Annotated in this window: 20 protein-coding genes; 10 read left to right on the forward strand and 10 right to left on the reverse strand. The window is 69.2% G+C overall.

Annotation, left to right across the window (positions count from 1 at the left end):
* Positions 1 to 208: 208 nt before the first annotated feature.
* The 3 genes from O7604_RS06505 (at position 209) to O7604_RS06515 (ending at position 5,488) form a co-directional block, all read left to right on the forward strand.
* Complete coding sequence (locus tag O7604_RS06505; protein WP_281579130.1) at positions 209 to 1,087, forward strand: hypothetical protein; 879 nt, start codon at positions 209 to 211, stop codon at positions 1,085 to 1,087.
* 1,162 nt (positions 1,088 to 2,249) lie between these two features.
* Positions 2,250 to 2,927 (forward strand): ATP-binding protein, encoded by a 678-nt coding sequence (locus O7604_RS06510; protein WP_281579131.1) that lies wholly within the window; start codon positions 2,250 to 2,252, stop codon positions 2,925 to 2,927.
* 95 nt (positions 2,928 to 3,022) lie between these two features.
* Complete coding sequence (locus O7604_RS06515) at positions 3,023 to 5,488, forward strand: S8 family peptidase (protein ID WP_281579132.1); 2,466 nt, start codon at positions 3,023 to 3,025, stop codon at positions 5,486 to 5,488.
* A 795-nt stretch (positions 5,489 to 6,283) separates the two neighbouring features.
* On the opposite strand, the gene O7604_RS06520 is transcribed toward O7604_RS06515, so the two are convergent.
* The 4 genes from O7604_RS06520 to O7604_RS06535 all read right to left on the reverse strand — a co-directional run bounded on the left by O7604_RS06520 (position 6,284) and on the right by O7604_RS06535 (position 8,872).
* Positions 6,284 to 6,565 (reverse strand): hypothetical protein, encoded by a 282-nt coding sequence (locus O7604_RS06520; protein WP_281579133.1) that lies wholly within the window; start codon positions 6,563 to 6,565, stop codon positions 6,284 to 6,286.
* 251 nt (positions 6,566 to 6,816) lie between these two features.
* On the reverse strand, positions 6,817 to 7,020 hold the full coding sequence (locus tag O7604_RS06525; protein ID WP_135243079.1) for a cold-shock protein: 204 nt from the start codon (positions 7,018 to 7,020) through the stop codon (positions 6,817 to 6,819).
* 255 nt (positions 7,021 to 7,275) lie between these two features.
* Entirely contained in the window at positions 7,276 to 7,572 is a 297-nt protein-coding gene (locus tag O7604_RS06530) for a helix-turn-helix domain-containing protein (protein WP_135243078.1), read from the reverse strand.
* Positions 7,573 to 8,164: 592 nt separating this feature from the next.
* Positions 8,165 to 8,872 carry an SDR family oxidoreductase gene (locus O7604_RS06535; RefSeq protein WP_281579134.1) on the reverse strand — a complete coding sequence of 236 codons (708 nt, stop codon included), beginning with the start codon at positions 8,870 to 8,872 and terminating at the stop codon, positions 8,165 to 8,167.
* 101 nt (positions 8,873 to 8,973) lie between these two features.
* Between O7604_RS06535 and O7604_RS06540 the strand changes: the two genes are divergently transcribed.
* Positions 8,974 to 9,813 (forward strand): helix-turn-helix transcriptional regulator, encoded by an 840-nt coding sequence (locus O7604_RS06540; protein ID WP_281579135.1) that lies wholly within the window; start codon positions 8,974 to 8,976, stop codon positions 9,811 to 9,813.
* A 53-nt stretch (positions 9,814 to 9,866) separates the two neighbouring features.
* Here O7604_RS06540 and O7604_RS06545 read toward each other — a convergent pair whose 3' ends face one another.
* Positions 9,867 to 10,490 carry a TetR/AcrR family transcriptional regulator gene (locus tag O7604_RS06545; protein ID WP_281579136.1) on the reverse strand — a complete coding sequence of 208 codons (624 nt, stop codon included), beginning with the start codon at positions 10,488 to 10,490 and terminating at the stop codon, positions 9,867 to 9,869.
* A gap of 116 nt (positions 10,491 to 10,606) precedes the next feature.
* Here O7604_RS06545 and O7604_RS06550 point away from each other — a divergent pair, with 116 nt between their 5' ends.
* The 3 genes from O7604_RS06550 to O7604_RS06560 are packed head-to-tail and all read left to right on the forward strand — an operon-like array spanning position 10,607 to position 12,400.
* Positions 10,607 to 11,293, forward strand: coding sequence for an SDR family NAD(P)-dependent oxidoreductase (locus O7604_RS06550; RefSeq protein WP_269702517.1), 687 nt, complete (start codon positions 10,607 to 10,609; stop codon positions 11,291 to 11,293).
* Positions 11,294 to 11,336: 43 nt separating this feature from the next.
* Positions 11,337 to 11,750, forward strand: coding sequence for an ester cyclase (locus O7604_RS06555; protein ID WP_269702518.1), 414 nt, complete (start codon positions 11,337 to 11,339; stop codon positions 11,748 to 11,750).
* On the forward strand, positions 11,747 to 12,400 hold the full coding sequence (locus O7604_RS06560) for an NAD(P)-binding domain-containing protein (RefSeq protein WP_269702519.1): 654 nt from the start codon (positions 11,747 to 11,749) through the stop codon (positions 12,398 to 12,400). Before O7604_RS06555 ends, O7604_RS06560 begins: the two co-directional genes overlap by 4 nt.
* 206 nt (positions 12,401 to 12,606) lie before the next feature.
* On the opposite strand, the gene O7604_RS06565 is transcribed toward O7604_RS06560, so the two are convergent.
* Positions 12,607 to 13,992, reverse strand: a complete 1,386-nt coding sequence (locus O7604_RS06565; protein WP_269702520.1) for a glycoside hydrolase family 6 protein — start codon at positions 13,990 to 13,992, stop codon at positions 12,607 to 12,609.
* A 156-nt stretch (positions 13,993 to 14,148) separates the two neighbouring features.
* Between O7604_RS06565 and O7604_RS06570 the strand changes: the two genes are divergently transcribed.
* Positions 14,149 to 15,432, forward strand: coding sequence for a GAF domain-containing protein (locus O7604_RS06570; protein ID WP_269702522.1), 1,284 nt, complete (start codon positions 14,149 to 14,151; stop codon positions 15,430 to 15,432).
* 68 nt (positions 15,433 to 15,500) lie between these two features.
* Here the strand turns inward: O7604_RS06570 and O7604_RS06575 are convergent, their stop codons facing one another.
* The 3 genes from O7604_RS06575 to O7604_RS06585 all read right to left on the reverse strand — a co-directional run bounded on the left by O7604_RS06575 (position 15,501) and on the right by O7604_RS06585 (position 17,894).
* On the reverse strand, positions 15,501 to 15,719 hold the full coding sequence (locus O7604_RS06575) for a hypothetical protein (RefSeq protein WP_269702524.1): 219 nt from the start codon (positions 15,717 to 15,719) through the stop codon (positions 15,501 to 15,503).
* A gap of 114 nt (positions 15,720 to 15,833) precedes the next feature.
* On the reverse strand, positions 15,834 to 16,901 hold the full coding sequence (locus O7604_RS06580) for a DUF2855 family protein (protein WP_281579137.1): 1,068 nt from the start codon (positions 16,899 to 16,901) through the stop codon (positions 15,834 to 15,836).
* Between the two features lie 87 nt (positions 16,902 to 16,988).
* Positions 16,989 to 17,894: an oxidoreductase gene (locus tag O7604_RS06585; RefSeq protein ID WP_281579138.1), complete on the reverse strand. Its 906-nt coding sequence runs from the start codon at positions 17,892 to 17,894 to the stop codon at positions 16,989 to 16,991.
* Between the two features lie 133 nt (positions 17,895 to 18,027).
* Here O7604_RS06585 and O7604_RS06590 point away from each other — a divergent pair, with 133 nt between their 5' ends.
* Positions 18,028 to 18,909 (forward strand): helix-turn-helix transcriptional regulator, encoded by an 882-nt coding sequence (locus O7604_RS06590; protein WP_269702530.1) that lies wholly within the window; start codon positions 18,028 to 18,030, stop codon positions 18,907 to 18,909.
* 5 nt (positions 18,910 to 18,914) lie between these two features.
* Here the strand turns inward: O7604_RS06590 and O7604_RS06595 are convergent, their stop codons facing one another.
* Positions 18,915 to 19,391: a TspO/MBR family protein gene (locus O7604_RS06595; RefSeq protein WP_269702531.1), complete on the reverse strand. Its 477-nt coding sequence runs from the start codon at positions 19,389 to 19,391 to the stop codon at positions 18,915 to 18,917.
* 169 nt (positions 19,392 to 19,560) lie between these two features.
* On the opposite strand from O7604_RS06595, the gene O7604_RS06600 reads away from it, so the two are divergent.
* Positions 19,561 to 20,724 (forward strand): peptidoglycan DD-metalloendopeptidase family protein, encoded by a 1,164-nt coding sequence (locus tag O7604_RS06600; protein ID WP_281579139.1) that lies wholly within the window; start codon positions 19,561 to 19,563, stop codon positions 20,722 to 20,724.
* Positions 20,725 to 20,732: the final 8 nt, after the last annotated feature.

The following is a 20,732-nucleotide window of genomic DNA, read 5'->3' on the forward strand; positions in this document are numbered from 1 at the left end:
CCACGCCGCCCTGCAGTAGCGGAGCCCGACATCGGCCGATGATGCCGAAGGGCTGAGACCCCGCCAGCGGCAGCCCTCACGCCTCGTCCACGCGCTCACGCATGAGCCGGTCGTTCTTGCTGTCCTTCCCGCCGCAGGCTGCCTGCCGGTCATTGACCAGGCCGTGTTGGAAGCCGCACTGGCGTGCCCTCCTGCCGAGGAGTGTCCGATGGATGTGTTCCGCCCCGACCTCGAGCCGTTGTCGTCGAAACGGTGGCTTGCCCGCCGTTTCCCGTACCGCGAGGAGCTGATCGCCGACCTACGCCACCGCATCCGCCGCGCTCCTGCGCCGATCACCGTGTGCCCGCCGAATCCGCGACACTTCGGCCACGCTATCGAGAAGACCTTCGCACTCGACCTGTGCGACACCCCGCCGTACCCACACCTGTTCGCCAGCCTGCCCAAGACCGAGCGCCAGACCCTCCTCACCACCGCCGGATACCGGCCCGACCACCGGAGAGGCGACGCGGCGTGGCGCAGGACCAACTCTGAAGTGCCAGGTGCCCGCCTGCTCACGGTGGGCAGCGTGCTCACCATCCTCGAACAAGCCCTGCGACAGCTTCCCATCACCACGCCGGACGGGGTCCATGCCGCGCTGCAAGGTCCGCTGCGGCATCGCCGGACCATCGCCATCTGCGCGACCGCGACCCGTGCCGCCCGACCAGCATTTGCCGCCTTCTGGGCCAGCTACCTCAGCGGATTCCGTGCTGCGCTGCGTAGCTACGGCCCCCTTACCGCCGGTCCCGCCCTACTCGATGGGCTGAGGGTCGCCGACCTACTCGCCGGCGCCACGATCGTGGAAGTCAAGACCGGCCACCTCACCGAGACCCACCAGTTCGAGGGTCTCATCGACCAGGTCCTTACCTACACACTGCTCGCTGCCGTGAGCGGTTACCAGGTCTCCGCGGTTGCGGCGTACCTGGCCCGCTACCACGTACTTGCCCGCTACCCGATTGATGCACTCACCACCGAGTTGGCCGGCGGACCTGTCGACACCACCGAAGCCGGCAACCACCTCGCCACCCTCATCCGGGCCGAGTATCCATAAGCCGCCGCAGCGCTATACGAGACGGCTGCGCAACGGTCCCACTCGGGGCGGTGAGGCGGAAGCCCGCAGGATCGTGCCGGCCCCCAAAAACCTGGTGCCGAGGTAGGGCTCGGGCTTCTTCCGTTTGGGGTTCTCGGCCAGGTCTTTGGGCTCGGTGAACAGCTGGGCTGCCTCCAGCACTGCAGGCGTCGGTTGGTGCGGACGAAGGCCCTCTTCAGGCCAGACTGCGGGTCGATGAGCCTGGCAGGTTGGAAGAAGGCGGCGTCCTTCAGTCCGACAATGGCGCCCAGACGGTCGTGCTCCTGCCGAGAACATCCCTTGCGAGGCGGTTGGTGTGCAACTGGAGCGTGGCGTCGCCGGTCTCCTTCTTGTCCGGGTCGGGTCCGGACACTGGCCCCGACCTCGGCGCCGTTGCGCAGGCGGACGATGATGTTGAGGTCGTCGTGAAAGCGGACCGCGCTGTCGTCGGCCAGGTCGGACTCGCGTGCGAGGCCGAAGTAGTGCTCCAGGGTCGCCAGGTGATTCGTAATGAGCCGGAGCACTCGGACCAGTGGTGGGCCTATGCGGTGTTCGGCGGGGACGGTCTTGCTGATCCGGTGCATCACCGCAATGATGGTGGCGCTGGCCGGATGAAGTCTCTGCCCCGCAGGCTCCTTGCGACCGAACCGCGGCGGCCCTGCCACCTGTCTTGGCTCTAAGCTTGGTCGGCAAGTGGGGGAATCGCGAAGTTCGCGATACTCAAGATCATTTTTGGTCATGTCGCACAGGGAAGTCAGTCGTTGACGCTAGGGTCAGGTCAGCGTCTGCGGCGGCTTCATGCACGGCAGCTGGGGGAGGTGCGGCGTACGTGGCGACAGCTGATCAAGTCAAGGCCCTGGTCAGAAGCCATGGCGAGGGTGACGATGCCCGCTTCTACTCGGTAGCCCTGCAGGTAGCCGCGAAGGCCGCTCGAAGCGGTCAAGCGCACTTCGCCCAAGAGCTGCGAGATCTAGTCGATGGACTCCGAGCAACTTCTGAGAGGGCAGACAGGCCAGTTAGTCGCCCGGTTCCTGTCGCTCGACCACGAGGTGAGCTAGCTGACCTCCTGAGCGTCGCCTACCCGACCACGCGTTTGGCAGACCTCGCGCTGGAGCCGGAAGTTCGGCAACGGTTGGAGCGTGTCTTGCTTGAGCAGCGACAGCAAGACAGACTCCGAGAACACGGCTTCGACCCTCTGCGTCGCCTCCTACTAGTCGGCCCGCCCGGGACCGGAAAGACGATGACGGCGCGCAGCCTCGCCGGCGAGCTTCGACTACCACTCTTCACCATCCGCTTGGACGCCCTGATCACCAAGATGATGGGCGAGACGGCTGCAAAGCTGCGGCTTGTGTTCGATGCGCTAGCGGAGACCCGGGGAATCTACCTGTTCGATGAGGTCGACGCTCTTGGGGGAGAGCGCTCCAGGACCAACGATGTTGGTGAGATCCGACGCGTGCTGAACTCCTTCTTGCAGTTCTTGGACCAGCAGGACTCGGACAGCCTCTTGGTGGCCGCGTCGAACCACCCTCAACTGCTCGACCGCGCGCTGTTCCGGAGGTTCGACCTCGTTGTCGGGTATCCGCTACCCACGCCGGAGGTCAGCAGGGCTGTTATCCGCAATCGGTTGGCTACGATGGGGCCCAAAAAGTGGGCTTGGAGTGCTATCGACGAGGCCGCAGCAGGCCTGAGTCACGCCGAGATCACAGTCGCCTGCGAGCTAGCCGCCAAGGAGGCCATCCTGTCTGGTCAGCAGCACGTCACTCCTGCCACCCTGGCGGCAGCCCTGCGTGATCGGCAGAACATGGCCCACGAGAAGCAGTAAAGATGGCCCCTCGAAACCGCCCCCATCTCCTCCTCACGCGAGCCGCCACTGCCGAGCCATACCGCCGCCCCGGAAGCGGGGGCGACAACGGCACCGTGGCGGCACCCTCGGATCGTCAGGCTCACGCGCAACGGCTCTCCGAGCAACTGAGAGAAGTCGACATAGCCGCACAGGCTAGGCGTGCGGAACGAGAGGCGACCGTCGAAGGAGCAATCGACGGCCTGTATCTAGTGTTCGAGAGCTTTCCTGGCGTCGGCCTAGCACTCCAATCGCTGGAATCGCAGCGCAGGGGTCTCCAACCAGAACTGGTCTCGGTCCATGAAGTCGAAACGCCAACAGGACCGGTGGAGCAGGCGACCGTCTTCGTCCCAGACGGCAAACTTGGTCACTTCTTGTCCAAGCTCGAGGGCTACGCTGAGACCACTAATGACGCCAAGCCGAAGAACGCCAACCTCGTCGACCGGATCGCAGCGGTTAGGCTAGCTTCAGTCGAGGCGCTATGGACCGATCCGCCAGAGCAATTTCCAGAGCCGGATGCGCGCGTCTGGTGGGAAGTGTGGCTGCGTCGCCGCGACGGCAACGAGATCGGCCGTCTTCAGCAGTTCGCCGAGCGGGCGAGAGTCCGGATGGGCCCGCGCACCCTGGGCTTCTCGGACAGAACGGTCGTCTTGGTCGAAGCGACCGCCCGGGATCTGGCAACCGCCCTAGACGTGCTCGATGACCTCGCTGAGCTACGTCAACCTCATGAACTCGCGCAACAAATTGCCTCTGAGCCCGCCAGCGAACAGCGTGAGTGGGTAGACCAACTCGTCGACCGAACAAGCGCTGCTTCAGCCGAAGCCCCCACCGTATGCATCCTCGATACCGGTGTTCACAAAAACCATGCGCTCTTGGAACACTCACTCGACCTAACTGACTGCCACTCTTGCGATCCGAATTGGCGGCTTGACGACCACGGTGGCCATGGTACAGAGATGGCCGGCCTCGCTCTCTATGGCGATCTTGGCAAGGTTATACGATCAGCGGGACCAGTAAAGCTTCGGCACCGCCTAGAGTCCGTCAAGCTGGTACCGCCGCCTCCTCAGGCGCATCCACCCGAGCTGCATGGTGCAGTTACCGCCACAGCGGCGAGCCTTGTGGAGGTTCAAGCCCCTGCGCGTCGCCGGGTGTTCTCGATGGCTGTTACGGCAAAAGGAGGACCGGTCCGAGAGGACGGCAGCCGCCGTCGCGTGACGGGCGAACCGACGTCGTGGTCTGCAGCTGTCGATGCGCTCGCGGCCGGAAGAAGCATCGACGTCACCGACAACGGCTTGGTCTATCTTGACCAGGCCGAGGAGGCAGCTCGTCGCCTCTTCCTCATTAGCGCCGGGAACGTGGAGCGCACCAAGTTCCAGCAGGACTACCTGACCCGAAACGATGTCGAGCCGGTCGAGGACCCCGGACAAGCGTGGAACGCGTTGACCGTGGGGGCCTACACAAGCCTGGATAATCTCGCATCCGCAGGGCAAATGTGGGACGGCTGGATACCGCTTGCCCCCCGCGGTGAGCTATCACCACACAGCCGAACTTCCGTCCCGTTCAGCCGTAGATGGCCGGTCAAGCCCGACATCGTGCTCGAAGGCGGCAACGTCGCCTGCTCGCCCGCAGGAACGAGCTATGACACTCCAGAGGCCCTGCAGGTGCTGACCACCCGACACCCGGGCGTCGATGCACGCCTCCTCACAACCACCTGCGCAACCAGCGCCGCCACAGCCCAGGCTGCTCACCTAGCCGCATCGATCCTTGCTGACTACCCGACACTTTGGCCTGAGACGGTTCGTGCCCTGATCGTCCATTCTGCGGAGTGGACGACTGCCATGCAACAGCGCGTCGACCGAGCCCGCAGGGTAGGCAAGGCCGCGGTCCATCAGCTCCACAGACGATACGGAATGGGCCTACCCAGCCTAGATCGTGCGACCCGCAGCGCGAGCGACGCACTCACCCTTATCGTTCAGGACACAATCCACCCTTACCGCGACGGAACCATGAGGGAGATGCACCTTCACAACCTGCCATGGCCCACTGACGTTCTGACAGGACTCGGAGCCGCGCAGGTCAGGATGCGCGTGACATTGTCGTACTTCATCGAGCCCAACCCCGGACGCCGCGGTTGGCAACGGAGATACAGCTACGCATCCCACGGCCTTCGCTTCGACATCCGGCGGCCTACAGAGTCCACTGATCTTTTCCGCAAGCGCATTAATCAACGAGCGCTAGCCGAAGAGGAGCGCCGACCAAGTAGCACCAATGACGCCAGGCAGTGGATCTTCGGGAGTAATCAACGAACCGCAGGCTCCCTCCATACCGATATCTGGGAAGGATCAGCGGCGGATCTCGCCGGGTGCGGCGCCATAGCCATCTTCCCCGTGACTGGATGGTGGAAGGAGAACCCCAAGCGTGACGGCAGCGACTCCGGCGCACGCTACGCTCTCGCCGTATCCATCGAGACCCCGGAACAAGACGTCGACATTTGGACACCCGTCGCCCAGCAGATCGGCGTTCCCGTCGCAATCCAAGTCTGATCGGACTCATTACTGCCTGCGCGTCCCCCGCAAGAGCCCGCGGGCTTGACCAAGCCCGCAGCAGGAGCGCGACCAATCGCACGCACCGCCTCGATTGCTGACCTCCAGCGAGCGAGCCCCGCCACACCACGCGACGAGTACGACCAGCTCCGTGCCGCCCTTCACAACAACCGCCCGGAGCGGCCTCGCCCTGCAGAGCCGGACCGGCCACCCCGACTTCGCCCAATATCTCACCGGACGAGCTCTGGGTCGGTCACCACCACCCGGCACGCGCAGCCAAACCCGTCACGCTGCTGACCCCGGCCTTCGCGGCACCGTAGACTGACGCGGCGCGGCAACTTCACCGGATTCCGGCATGAACGCGTCGGCCCGACCAAAGTACGGCCTGAGCAGGACTTACGTCAGCTCTGCTGATCTTCAGCAAGCGACCACAGCAACGCGCGCGTGCGACCCACTGAAGTGAATACAAAATAGGAACCCGCAGGTCACCAGCCTATAGGTAGAGATAGAGCGTCGTCTTAGGAAACCGATGCTCTATCCCCTGAGCTACGAGGGCGCGAAGGCCTAGTCTAGCGACCTCGGGGTTCACCAGGGTAAAAGGGAGTGGCCCACGTTCCCCTGGCCGCCGTTGTCGCAGCCCAGGAGCACACCCCGCGCACACGAACCTCAGGTTCTGACCGGCGGTCGGTCGCGGCGACCCGCGTCGGCACCGGTTCACCCGGGTTGGCATCCACTGGGGAGCGCACACCGCGCACCTCATCGGAGGCTAACGACGTTCCGCCGCGCGGCGCACAATCAGAATGGTGCGGGCCCGTGGCCTTGCAACGACACCAGCACCTGCGTGGCGAGGAGCTTGCGCATGCCGGTGACGGCGACAGTCCCCACCCGATCGTAGGGCAGCTCCAACTGCAGCCCTTGGGCTGCGTTGCGAAGGTCTGCCGTGATCTCATCCGGACGAAACGTGCCGCCCCAGCCGTTGAGTCCTCCGCGCTGGTTGGTGCTGAGGGAAGCCATGCCGGAGATGCAGGCGCCGTCGACCAGGATCAGCCTCGCCGGACCCGAGTAGTTCGTCGTCATGGTCATCAACCCTTCAAAAGGTGACGCCGTGCACCCCCGGGTCCGGGCGATGCGGTATTCGGCTCGTTAGGGGTAAGGGTCGATGCTTGGCAGGCCGGCGCCGGAGATCGGGTGCGAGGCCGAGCCGGCTCCCGACCGAGACGACCCGGCGTGTTGCCGGTCAGACGGTCTTCGCTTGCCGTGTGGCGAACGCTTGAGACGCCGAACGACGGCCCGCTGAACCAGTCGGGCCGCCGCTTGCAGAGCGTGGATCAGAGCGGGCGAATGTTCTCCGCCTGCGGGCCCTTCTGGCCCTGGGTGACGTCGAACTCCACCTTCTGGTTCTCGTCCAGGCTGCGGAAGCCGCTCGCCGAGATCGCGGAGAAGTGGGCGAAGACGTCGGCGCCGCCGCCGTCCGGGCTGATGAAGCCGAAGCCCTTGTCGGCGTTGAACCACTTCACGGTACCTGTAGCCATGTCTGCTCCTTCGCAGGCTGTGAGAGACCGCACTCTGCGGACCCTTACGCCGCCGCGTTGATCACCCGCATCGAAACGACACGAAAAACGAAAAGGCGCCTGGACGGGTTTCAGATACCCATCAGGCGCCCAGAAAACGTCTACGGAAATCAAAACTGCAACGCGGCAACCATAGCACGTGATCCGGACGCCAACTCCGTCGGCCGCGGCCTGAACCGCCCCGGAGCGGGCCGGCCAGCTTGGCCATGGCCCCCGCTACCGCTTTTCGTTCTGCCGCAGGGCCTCCTCGAGCTGGTCTTCGAGGATGATGATCCGGCAGGCGGCTTCGAGGGCGGTGCCCTGATCCACCATTTCGCGGGCCCGCGCGGCCAGACGCAACTGGTAGCGGGAGTAGCGGCGGTGCCCGCCGGCAGAGCGGTGCGGGTTGATCAGCCTGGCCTCGTCCAGGCGGCGCAGGAAGTCCTGCGTAACGCCGAGCATCTCCGCCGCCTGACCGATCGTGTAGGCCGGCGTGTTCTCGTCGCCGAACATGTCATCGAGGTTTTGCCCCATCTCACCTCCACGTCGAGGGCCCCGGCGCGCAAGCGCCGGGGCCCAGGGTTACGGGTCAGAACACCATCTACCGACAGTTACGTCGGCTTGTCGTATTCGCACCAGCCACTGAAGGCTTCGGGTGCGAGGATCGCATATGCGTGACCGGAGACCACCTCTCGTTCGATGGAAACTGCGGTGTCCGCCGAGCCTGGAGTGACGGCTGTCGGCGGGCGATCCAACGGTGTACGGCCCTCCCTTTCCTCTGCGTCCACTTTCCCTTTGGTCGTACGGTCCGCCAGCACCGGAGCCCACGCGACTTCATGGCCCCGGCACGTGCGACGAACATCAGCTGGAGCCCTGAGCAAGCTTCGGCCCCACCTGCGTGCCCCTCGCGCATCATGCGTTTGGGGCTGTCGTGCTCCCACTACTGCTGCGGAACGAATTCCGCTCTTGCCGTCCGTCGTGACCTCACGCCCGGGCGGCCCGTCCGCATCTTGACGGATCTTTCTTCTCGACTCGAGGAAGATTATTCCACACCGTTGAGGATGTCTAGTCGTTCCAGCCTAGATTTTCTGGTCGCCCCCCTTCAGGGTCACAGCGAGACCCACCACTACCAGGGCAGAGGGCCTTCGGCGTCGAAGTAGCCTCCGGTCGGACCGTCCGGACCCACCTGCGCCATCCGTACGATGATCTCGGCGCCCTGCTCGACGGTCTGGATGCCGGTGTTGCCGTTCAGGTCGGTCCTGGTGAAGCCGGGCTCGACCGCGTTGATCCGCATGGCCGGGAACGCCTTCGCGTACTGCACGGTGATCATGTTGACGGCCACCTTCGAGACCGGGTAGGCGATCCCGGGGTACGCGTACGTGGGGGTGCCCGCGTCGGTGACCCGGGTCAGCGACGCCAGCCCGCTGCTCAGGTTGACCACGACCGGGGCGGCCGAGCGCTGGAGCAGCGGCAGGAAGGCGTGGGTGACGCGTACCGTGCCGAAGACGTTCGTCTCGAACGTCTCCCGCATCATGTCGGCGGTCACGTCCGCGGCGCCGATCACGACGTTGCCGGGGCCGCGTCCCTCGACGCCCGCGTTGTTGATCAGTACGTCGAGCCCGCCGGCGGCCTCGATGACCTTCGCGGCGGCCCGCACCGAGGCGTCGTCGGTGACGTCGAGCTGGACGGCCCGCGCGCCCAGCTGCTCGGCGGCGCGTCGCCCGCGTTCGATGTTCCGGCTGCCGACGTAGACGGTGTGGCCCGCGGCGACGAGCCGGCGGGCGGTCTCGAAGCCGAGGCCCTTGTTCGCTCCGGTGATCAGTGTCGTCGTCATGGAGCCAGGTTCTCGCCGGGTGGGACGGTCAGCCAGTCACCCGGTCTTCCTGGGACTGCCGATACCAGTCAGGGCCGCGGGCGGCGGAGCAGACTGGGGGCATGGCGACGAGCGAGTTCGGGCGGGCGGTGCGCCGCTGGCGTGACCGGGTATCGCCCGAGGATGCCGGGCTGCCCGCGGGCGGGCACCGGCGCGCGGCCGGGCTGCGCCGTGAGGAGCTGGCCTTGCTGGCCGGGATCTCCGTCGACTACGTGACGCGCCTCGAACAGGGTCGCGCGTCGAACCCGTCGGCACAGGTCGTCGAGGCACTGGCTCGGGCCTTGCGGCTGTCGGGCGACGAGCGCGCGCACCTGTTCCGGCTGGCCGGGCTGGCGATGCCGGGCCCGGCGGCGGTGCCCGCCTACATCTCCCCGAGCGTCCAGCGGATGCTGGACCGGCTGACCGGGACACCGGTCGCGGTCTACGACGCGTCCTGGACGCTGCTCGTGGCCAATCCGCCGTACGCGGCGCTGATGGGCGATCCGTCCGGATGGCGCGGCAACGAGCGCAACGCCGCATGGCGGCACTTCCTCGGCCCGGGCAGCCGGGCCCGGCACACGTCGGAGTCCCTGCGGGCGTTCGAGACCGCGCTCGTCGCGGACCTGCGCGCGGCCGCCGGCAGGTATCCGGCCGACGAGCGGCTCCGGCGGCTGGTCGCGGAACTGCGGGCGAACAGCGACCGCTTCGCCGGGCTGTGGGATTCCGGCGCCGTCGGGCGGCACGAGGCCGCCCGCAAGACCATCGATCATCCGTACGTGGGACCGCTGACCCTGGACTGCGACGTGCTCACCGTGGCGGGCAGCGACCTGCGCATCATGATCTACACGGCCGAGCCGGGCACCGAGGACGCCGACCGCCTCGCCCTGCTCACGATCGTCGGCACCCAGGCGCTCGCCGGGTAGCGGCGCCTGTCAGCCGCGGGATGAGCGGTGGTCGGTTGCGATGTCGAGCCCGGTTACCCTCCGGCGCCGGGGTGCAGCGCCGCGACGGCCCGCATGGCGACGTCGACGGAGGCCTGAAGATCCTCGCGGCTCGCGCCGGCCGCGGCGTGGACGGCATGCCCCTCGCTGAGCGCCATCACGAAACGGGCGAGCGCCCGGCTGTCCAGGCCGTCCGGGAGATCGCCCTCCTTCGCCGCACGGGACAGCCGTTCTTCGAGCGCCGCCTCGGTGGCCGCCCGGCCGGCGGCGAGGATCTCGGAGATGCGGGCGTTCTCCGGGGAGCAGGCCAGGCCGCCCTGGATGGAGAGGCAGCCGGCGGGGTGGCCGCCCGCGGTCAGGTTGTCGGCACTGGCGCGCAGGAAGGCTTCGATCGCGGCGTACGCGGTCGGCTGTTCGAGGGCGGCGCGCGCGTTCGCGAGGTTGGTCTCGCGGTAGCGGTCGAAGGCCCGCCTGAACAGTTCCTCCTTGCTGCCGAACGCCGCGTAGAGACTGGGCCGGTTGATGCCCATCGCCCTGGTGAGTGAGCTCAGCGACGCGCCCTCGTAGCCCTGCTGCCAGAAGACCTCGGCGGCCCGGTCGAGGACCGTCTGCTCGTCGAAGGCCCGCGGCCGCCCCGGGGTCGGAGTCTCAGCGCTCATGGCTCGACTATACCGCTCGGTACAGAAGTGACCCAACCCACCAACCGATCGGTACAGAAAGCTGTTACGGTGATCCACGAACCGATCAGTACAAAACTTCGCCACGAGGGAAGAGCATGACCATCACGTTGATCACCGGCGCGAACAAGGGCATCGGTTTCGCGACCGCCAGACAGCTTCTCGACCTGGGACACGTCGTCTACGTCGGAGCGCGCGACACCAGGCGAGGCGAGGAGGCCGCTTCGGTCCTCGGAGCGCGGTTCGTGCCCCTCGACGTCACCGACGACGACTCGGTGACCAAGGCGCTGGCGACCATTGACGCCGACGAGGGGCGGCTGGACGTCCTCGTCAACAACGCGGGCATCGCCGAGCACGGCGTCGTCGACGGGCCGAGCGCCCTGCGCGTCTTCGACACCAACGTGGTCGGGATCGTCCGCGTCACCGAGGCGGCGCTGCCCCTGCTGCGCCGGTCGTCGAATCCGACTGTGGTCACGGTGTCGAGCAGCGCCGGCTCCTTCTGGGCGGTCACCAACCCCGACCGGCCGGAGTACGACCTGACGTCGCCGCTCTACTCGGCGTCGAAGTCCGCCGCCACGATGATCACCCTCCAGTACGCCAAGTCCCAGCCGGGCATCAGGTTCAACGCGGTCGAGCCGGGCTACACCGCGACCGACCTGACCGCCGCGATCGGCGGCGGCAGGGCTCCGGCGCAGAGCGCCCGGACCGTCGTACGCCTGGCGACGCTTCCCCCCGACGGCCCGACCGGAACCCTCCAGGACGACTCCGGGCTCCTGAGCTGGTAGCCGTCCACCCCGACCGCGCTCCGCACATCGAAGGAAGAGTGACATGACTCAGCACGATCTCCGCGACTGGTACCTGCGCTACGTCGCCGCGCTCAACGCCCACGAGTTCGACGGCATGGACGAGTTCATCAACGACACGGTGATGCTGAACGGCGAGCCGGGCACCCGGGACGACGTCATCGCGGTGCAGAAGCATGACGTGGACGCCGTTCCGGACCTCCGCTGGGAGGTCAAGGAACTGCTGTTCGACCGCGACCGGATCGCCGTCCGCGCGATCAACTACGGCACCCCGGTGAAGGAGTGGCTGGGCGTACCGCCCTCCGGCGCCTCGTTCGAGATCGTCGAGTACGCCATCTACAAGGTCAGCGACGGGCGGTTCGTGCAGATGACCGCCCTGCACGACTCGGCCGAGATGCTCCGGCAGCTCACCGCCGCCGCTGACGGCGACCGACGATGACAACCATCGGCATCATCGGCGCCGGTGAGGTCGGCAGCCAGCTCGCCCGCGCGGCGGTAGCGACCGGATACACGGTCGTGATCGCCAACTCGCGAGGGCCGCACACGCTGACGGACCTGGTCGCCGAACTCGGTCCGTCGGCGCGGGCGGCGTACGCGCCGGAGGCGGCGGCAGCGGGCGACTTCGCGATCGTCGCCGTACCGCTGAAGGTCGTGAACGACATGCCGGTCGAGGAGCTGGCCGGCAAGGTCGTGCTGGACACGAACAACTACATGGTCTGGCGGGACGGGAACATCCCGGTCCTCGACTCGGGCGAGAAGACGGTCCACGAGCTGCGCCAGGAGCAGCTCCCCACGTCGAAGGTCGCCAAGGCGTTCACCCACATCCAGGCGCCACGCCTGCTCACCTCGGCCCGGCCCGCCGGCGCGCCGGACCGGCTGGCGCTCTCCGTCTCCAGCGACCACCCGGAGGCGGTCGAGCTGGTGACGCGGCTCTACGACCGGTTCGGCTTCGACACTGTGGACAACAGTCCGCTGAGCGAGTCCTGGCGTACCGGCCCGGGCCAGCCGGCGTGGATCCGCCACGCACACCAGAACCGCGAGGAGTTGGCGCTCAACCTGAGGAGGGCGCGGCGGTTCGCCGCCGCCTGACTCCGCTCGGAGGCTGATGCTAGTCGGGATCGGACTGTCGGGGTCCTGGACGGTGGACGTTGCAGGCGGTTGTGGAATCGACGCTGACGTCCGCAGACCGTGTGTAGCGGGCGACTCCGGCGTGGTGCGTACCGATGGACGAGGGCGGCCCGGCGTGGAGGAGTTCCTCCACGCCGGGCCGCGACATGAGGGTCGGTCGGGTTTGGTCAGGCGGCGCAGGTGGCGGTGGCGCCCTGGCCGGTGCCGGTGCCCTGGAAACCGAAGTTGGTCGTCTGGCCGGCGCCGACCTGCCCGTTGTAGCCCACGTTCGTGAACCGGACGGTGCCGCTGGTGCCGCTGGCCTGGGCGTTCCAGGTGCCGGTGATCGCGGCGCCGCCAGGCAGCGCGACGGTCACGGTCCAGCCGTTGATGCCCGCCGAGCCGGCGGTGACGTTCACGCTGGCGGTGAAGCCGCCGTTCCACTGGTTGATCGCGACCGCTGCGGAGCAGCCGTTACCGCCGGGCGGCGGCGTGGTCGGCGGCGCGGTGGTGGGCGGTGCGGTCGTCGGCGGCGCCGTGGTGGGCGGTGCGGTGGTCGGCGGGTTGGTCGTCGGCGGCGCCGTGGTGGGCGGGTTGGGCGCGCCGTTCGCGAGGCTGAAGGCCAGGTCCGGCTGGAACGAACCGGCCGTGTAGCGGCAGCCGTCCGCCTCACCCGGCGGCTTCACCCAGAGGTACGCGTCGATGTTGGCGTCGCCGGTGTTCGTCGTCGGGTACTGCCCGATGCGCCGGTCGGTGTTGTCGTCTGCGCACCAGTCCCCGGCGGCTCCGCCGTTGCGGCTGGTGTCGATGACCTGGCGCTTGCCGGAGATGCCCATACCGTTGAGCGCGGAGATGACCGCCCGGCCGAAGTTCGCCTCGCTGGAGGTCGGGTTGAAGTTCGACACGTTGGTGAAGAACCCGTCGGCGTACTGCACGCCGGCCGCGCGCAGCCGGTTGGCCGTGTCACTGGCGCTGTTCCAGGTCGAGTGACCGCCGTCGAGGTAGACCTTGGCGTTCGGGTTGCCCGACTTGATGGTCTGGGTCGCCGTGGTGAGCGCCTGGTTGCGCGCGCTGAGTTCGCTGGGGCTCAGGCAGGTCTGGAGCGCGAGCGAGTCGGTCTCCAGGATGATCAGGACCGTCTGGTTGCCGAGCCCTCTGGCGAAGTTGGACACCCAGGTCTGGTACTGGTTGAGGTCCGGCGCGCCACCGGCGCTGGCCCCACCGCAGTCCCGGTTGGGGATCTCGTAGACCGACAGCACCGGGATCTGCTGTGCCGCGTTGGCGGCGCCGATGAACGAGGAGACCTCGGACTGGATGGTCGACGGGTTGAAGTTGGCGTACCAGCGCGCCTGCGGCTGGCTGGCGATCTTGTCGCGGATGACGGCGGCGCGGGAGTCGCCGGGGTTTGCGGCGACCCAGCGAACCACCGCCGAACTCGGGTCGCGGTAGAGCGATCCGGACACGGTGCCGGCGGACGCGCCGCCGACGGCGAGACCGACGCCGGCCGCGGCGAGCCCCGCGACCGCGGCCACGCTGATGGCCGCTGAACTGCGGCGGGACGAGAGGATAGCCACGTCGTGTTTCCTCCTGATCACATAGACGTATCTAAGTTCATGGGAGCGTTCCCACGACGGTAACGGAGGCGGGCGTCGATGCCAAGATGTGAACGCCTGCCACTGCCCCGTAATGTGGCAGCGATCGACGAGGCAGGCGTGGGAGGAAGACCAGGCATGACGGCGCTACCGGGCCAGCAGGCGAGCTCGTCGGTCGCCGGGCAGCCCGCCGACGAGGATCTACGGGCGCTGTTCGGGCAGTCCATCGCCGTGTTCGCGGCGCTTGCCGGGCCGACGCACGTGGTGGAGGCGGCGAACCCGGCGTTCTTCGCCGCCATCGGCGAGGAACGCGCCCGTACCGGGGTCGCCCTCGCCGAGTTGATGCCGGAACTGGACGGCCAGGGCTTCATCGCCCTGCTGGACGAGGTCTACCGCACGGGCGACGCCTACACCGGCCACGACGCCCGGATCATGCTCGGCACCGGGTCGCAGGCGCGGGAGGCGTTCTTCGACTTCACCTACGAGGCACGCCGCGACGCCACCGGCACGGTGACCGGGATCCGCGTGATCGGGGTGGAGACCACACAGGTCAAGCACGCGCAACGGCTGATGGCCGAACACCGCGCCATGCTGGAGCAGATCGCCCGGCAGGCACCCCTGACCGAGGTGCTCGACGGGATGGCCCGCTGCATCGAGAACCTCGCGCCGCAGGAGGTGCTCGTCTCCGTCCTGCTCGCCGACGCGGACGGCCGGCACCTGCGCCACGGCGCCGCGCCGAGCCTGCCCGACTTCTACAACGAGGCCATCGACGGGATCGCCACCGGTGAGGGTGTCGGCTCGTGCGGCACCGCCGCGCACCGGCGGGAACCGGTCGTCGTCACCGACATCGCCACCGACCCGTTCTGGGCCGACTTCCGCGACCTGGCCGAGCGGGCCGGGCTCGCCGCCTGCTGGTCCACGCCGATCCTGGCGCGTGACGGCAGCCTGCTCGGCACGTTCGCCATGTACCACCGCACCCCGCGTGTCCCGCGCGACGCCGACCTGGCCCTCGCCCGGGTCTTCACCGGCACCGCCGCCCTGGCCATCGAACGTCACCACATCGAACAGGCGAAGGCCGAAGCGGACGCCCGGGCCCGGGCCGCCCACGACGAGCTGGCCCGGGTGGTGCGGGCGGAGCGGGAGCTACGGGCCGAGGCGGAACAGCGCGCCGCCGCGGCGGCGGAACTCACCGCCCGGCTGCGCGCCGCCGCAGCCGCGCAGGCCGCCACTCCCCGCCCCGAGCAGTGTCAGCTCGGCGGTGGCGACGGCTGCACGGCACCCGCCGAAATCAAGATCGCCGATTCGTGGGGCGACTCGGCGTGGGGCTGCCCGCCGCACGTCGAGGAGGCGATCATCAACGTCCGTTCGGTCTTCATCGCCAACGAGGAACTGGGCGGCCTGTCCGCCTACCTCAACCGCTGACGTGACCGCGCCCGGCGGTCACGTCGGGCACCGGTGCGCACGGCCGGGGCCGCCGCCCGGGTGAAGGTTCAGCGTCGGGCGGGCTCGCCGGCCGGCTCGCGAGCGGGACGCGCGGCGTCGAACGGGCTGCGCAGGCGGGTCATGGATTCGGCGCTGACGTCCGCGACCGGACTGGGCGCGTCGTCGGTGGCCCCGAGCCCTTCCACACGGAAGGGGTTCAGGGCGAACGTGTCGTCGGGCACGAGGTGCTCCAAGGGAATCTGCACGGCAGCGCTCGACTCAGTCATCGCGGCTGGGAAACCGTGGGAGAAGCAAAGGGGTGGCGATCATCGGTACCCCGCGTCGTCAGCCTAGCGCGCATCGGCCGAGCGGGCGCGTCACGGTCGAAATCGGCGACGTCCTCAGAGCTGGACGACGTGGCCCACCCGGGGCGGCGTACGGCCCGCGAGCACGTCGAGCCATGCGTCCCGCAGCGCCTCCGGGCCGGTGCCGACCCGCACGTCGAGCCATCCGCTCACCACCTGGGAGAACCGCTGCCAGGCGTCGGCGAACCGCTCGTCGAGGCCGGTCCGGCCCCAGTCCTGGCTCCGCTTGCGGATGCGCACCGGCGCGAAGAAGACCTCCCCGGCGGCACCCGCGTTGGGCATCTGCTGGGTGAGGCCGACGGCGATGTCCCGGACGAGCAGATCACCGAGGTGCGCGCGCAGGGCGGCGCGGGTCGTGGGTGAGCCGGACAGGTCGAGGTAGACGGTCGGAACCGCGTCGAGCGTGCCGATGTCGTCGTAGGAGAGGACCTCGTCGTAGCAGCCCAGCGACCGGGTGAAGGCGAGGTTGCCCCGCGACGTGAGCCCGATCAGGCGCGGGCCGCGGCCGTGCAGTTCGAACGCGGTGGCGTACGCCGTCTTGCTCGACGCCGACGACAGCACCAGCGACCGCGCCCCGTAGCCGTCCTCGTCGATCACCTGGTCGGCGAGCATGAACGAGGTGAAGAACAGTGGCCGGAACAGGATGAGCAGGTCCTCCTGCTCCGCCCGGTACGCGGGATCGCCGTCGGTGGACCGGTAGGCGTTGTACGGCGAGGGCAGGCCGGCCCGGTGCGTGCTGGCGTCGCGGAATCCGGACTCGTCCACCCGGTCCGGGCGTACCACCAGGTGACCGGCGGGCGGCAGGTAGCCGTAGACCCGCCGGCCCGGCTCGACTCCCGACACTGTGGATGCAACGACCTCGGCGAAGCCCCACAGCGGCGGAAGACCCCACCCACCGTCGATCCCTCGGGGCTCCGGCGGGAAGAACTCCCAGTAGCGCATCGCCTCGCCGAGCACCGCGTACGTGACGTTGTTGGCGGTCAGGCCGACGCGGTCCACGCGCAGCAGCACCTCCCCGTCGGCGAGGTCGGGCACCGCGCCGTCGACGAGTGTGGTGCGAGCGAGGTCGTCACGGGCCACTGCGAACGTCCACGAGTCAGCCATGGCCTGACGCTAGGCAGACGCGGAACTCCAGACAAGTGCACTGGGAGTGCAAAATCCCACTCGGCCGCGTCGTTGCGCGCCACCGGTTCAGAGGTAACGAACACCGGTCAGCTCCGCCGCCGCAGCCCAGAGGCGTTTTCCGACGGCCGGGTCGGCGGCCTGCCGGCTGAGCCGCGCCTCGGTGACCGGACCCCACGTCTCGAAGAACCGGGACGGACCGAAGAACTGGCCGCCGCGTACCTCCGGGTCGGTCGCGGCCCGCAACTGCGGCAACACGCCCCGCTCGACCGGCTGGGTGGCGAGCGATCCGAGCCGCCCGATCATCCGGCCGAGCCGGCCGCGGTGTTCCCAGGCGCGCGGCGTGAGGTTGCTGCGGGTGAGGCCGGGATGCGCCAGCGCGCTGACGACCGGCGACCCGGCCGCGCGCAGGCGGCGGTCCAGTTCGACGCCGAAGACCGTGGTGGCGAGCTTCGACCGGCCGTACGCGGCAGAGGCCCGGTAGTCGCGCTCGGACATCAGGTCGTCGAAGTCGAGCCGCGCGTTGCGGTGGGTGAGGGAGCTGAGGCTCACCACCCGCGGCGCCCGCGCCTCGGCGAGCGCGTCGAGCAGCAGGCCGGTCAGCGCATACGGGCCCAGCATGTTGGTGGCGAACTGCAGCTCGAAGCCGTCGGCGGAGGTACGGCGCGGTCCGAGTAGCACCACACCGGCGTTGTTGACCAGCAGGTCGATCGTCGGGTGGTCGGCGGTCAGCTTCGCGGCGAACGCGCGTACCGATTCGAGCTGGGCCAGGTCCAGCTCGCGTACCTCGGTGTCGCCGCCGATGCGGCGGGCGGCCTCCCGGCCGGCGACGGTGTTCCGCACGGCCAGTACGACGTGGGCGCCGCGGCGGGCCAGTTCGGTGGCGGTGACCAGGCCGAGGCCCGAGTTCGCGCCGGTCACGACGGCGACCCGGCCGCGCTGGTCGGGGATGCGATCGGTGGTCCATCCGGTCATCTGCTGCTCCTCGGGTACGGCGGTTCGCGATCAGCGATGACGCTAGGAGCGATCCGGGCGGTCTCGGTCGTTCGCGTTTGCCTAGGTCCGCGGGACCTACCCTGGGCGTGCGGCGTCGCGGCAGACTGGCGGCATGAGCAGCCCACATCCGTACGCACGCGAACTGGGCGCCTTCCTGCGCGCCCGACGTGGCCGGCTGCGCCCGCGCGACGTCGGCCTGGAGCCGGGCGGGCGGCGCAAGGTGACCGGCCTGCGGCGGGAGGAACTGGCCCTGCTGGCCGGGCTGAGCACCGACTACTACCAGCGGATGGAGCAGGGCCGGGAGGTACGCCCCTCCGACGACGTCCTGGACGCGCTCGCCGGCGCCCTCGGGCTGGACGACACCGAACGTCGGCACCTGTTCACGCTGGCCCGGGCCGCCCGGCGGCCGATGCCCGCCCGTGTCGACCACGGTCCGGAGCGGGTGCCGGACGGCACCCGACGGCTGCTGCGGGTGATGGACACCCCGGCGGTCGTCCTCGGCCGGCATCTGGACCTGCTCGACTGGAACCCGATGGCGCAGGCGCTGCTCGGTGACCCGGCGGACCTCCCGCCCGGCCGGCTCAACATGCTCCTGCTGCTGTTCGACGACGTGCTGACCGGGGGACGGAGCTGCCCGGACTGGGAGCGGCAGGCGCTGGACTACATCGGGATGATGCGCGCCGCCGTCGCCGACGACCCGACCCATCCCCGCGCCACCGCGATCGTCGGCGAGCTGAGCATCCGCAGCGCGGAGTTCCGGCGGCTGTGGGCACGGCACGACGTCCGCGCCTCGGTCAGCGGCACCAAGACGTTCCGGGTGCCCGGGCTGGGCGACATCGTCCTGGACTGGGACACCTATCCGCTGCCGGGCAACCCCGGCCCGGTCGTGCTGGTCTTCACCGCCGAGCCGGGCAGCCCGGACGCTGACCGGCTACGGCTCCTGGCGTCGTGGCGCGCGACCCGCCCGGCGTCCACCGGCGTCGACCCGGCCTGATCCGGTCACCGTCCCCGGTTGAGGCCGACGATCGCGCCGTTGAGGGCGGTGGCGAAGAGGGTCCACGCGACGTACGGGGCGAGCGCTGCCCCGGCGGGGCGGTCGGTGCGCGCCGCGCGGCGCAGCAGCACCAGATTGGACGCGTTGAGCGCGGCGATCCCGGCCAGCGCGGCGCCGGGCTTGCGGGCGCCGAAGAACAGGGCGCTCCAGCCGGCGTTGAGCGCCAGGTTGAGCGCGTAGTCGCGGGCGAAGGCGGCGCGCTCGGGCCCTTCGGAGCGGTCGAGCGCCCGGGCGCCGGCCACCGCGATCAGCCCGTACAGCGGGGTCCAGACCAGGGGGAACGCGGCCGACGGCGGCTGCCAGGCGGGCTTGCGCAGGCGGCGGTACCAGCGCGACGAGGTGCCGGTGGAGGTGGCGGCGGCGCCCGCGGCGGCGGTCGCGGTGACTGCCGCAGCGGTCTTGACCAGGGTCGGTACTCGCATCCCGCTCAGCTACCCGGCCAGCGGCGACTCAACCCACCACCGCCGGAAGATCCACTTCCGGATACGCCCCGATGCACAGATCCTTCACCGTCGCGCCGAGAGTCGTAGACAACTTTCACCACCGTCGATAGCCTCTCCATTCAGTGACAGATGTCGATAAGGAGGCTCCATGCGACGGCTCATGCTCTCCTGCGCCCTAACGGCCATCGGTGCCTGGGCGGTGGCGCCGGCACCCGCCACTGCGGCACCTCGCGCGACACCCGGACCCGTCGCCGACGCCGTGACCGCGAAACTTCTCGGCTCGGCCGACGCGGCCACCGCCCGCACGGCGGACGCGCAGCAGGCCCGGATCACCGTCACCCGCGCGAACGGCCGGTGGGCCTTCGGCACCGCCGTGCTGCCGGCGGACCGGGCCGCGGACGCGCACCCCACCGGTTCGGTGTTCCTCGCCCGGGCCGACGCCAAGGGCTGGACCGTCGCGTTCGACGGGGAGGCCGCGTTCGGCGACCTGGCCGCCACGTCGCCGCTGGTGAGCGCGACCGAGAAGGCCGTCTTCACCACGCCCGTCACACCGATGTACGCGGGCGGAGACTTCCGCACCGGCATGGCCCTGCCGTTCGCGGTGGGGCAGACGTGGACGCTCACCTCGGGGCCGCACGGCTGGGGCGGCGCCGCCGCGCCGTGGAGTTCGGTGGACCTCGCCGGTGGCGACCAGGTGGTCCGGGCCGCGCGGGCCGGAACCGCGTACACGATGTGCACCGGCTGGATCCGGGTCATCCACGACCGCGGCTACTCGACCGACTACTACCACCTGTGGAGCAGCATCTCCGTGAACGGCGCGGGCGTCTCCCAGGGCACGGTCCTGGGCAACACCGGCACCGACGTCACCTGCGGCGGTTCCGCCACCGGCCGGCACGTGCACTTCGGGCTGCGGCAGAACTCGGCGTACGTCCCGATCGCCGGGCACGGCATCGGCAAGTGGGACTTCGTCAGCGGCGCGGCGGCGTACCAGGGCGGCGCCCGGCACGGGTCCGCCTACGTCGGCGGCGGTGGCGGCGTCTACAACTACGGCGCGCTGGGCTTCAACCAGGGAGTCGTCGACGCCAACGGCGGCGGCACGCTGACGCGGCGCTCCGGCCCGGGAACGGGGTACGGCGCCCTCGGATCGGTCGCCGACGGCGCCACAGTCACCATCTCCTGCTCCGCCAACGGCACCTCGCACACCGGCCGCTACGGCACCACCGCGCTGTGGGACCGGCTCAGCGACGGCAGCTGGGTGTCCGACGCCTACCTCTCCACCGGGGTCAACGGGCCGATAAACGGCTGGTGCTGACCGTGCGC

It is taken from the genome of Micromonospora sp. WMMA1947, assembly GCF_027497355.1.
Classification (GTDB): domain Bacteria; phylum Actinomycetota; class Actinomycetes; order Mycobacteriales; family Micromonosporaceae; genus Micromonospora.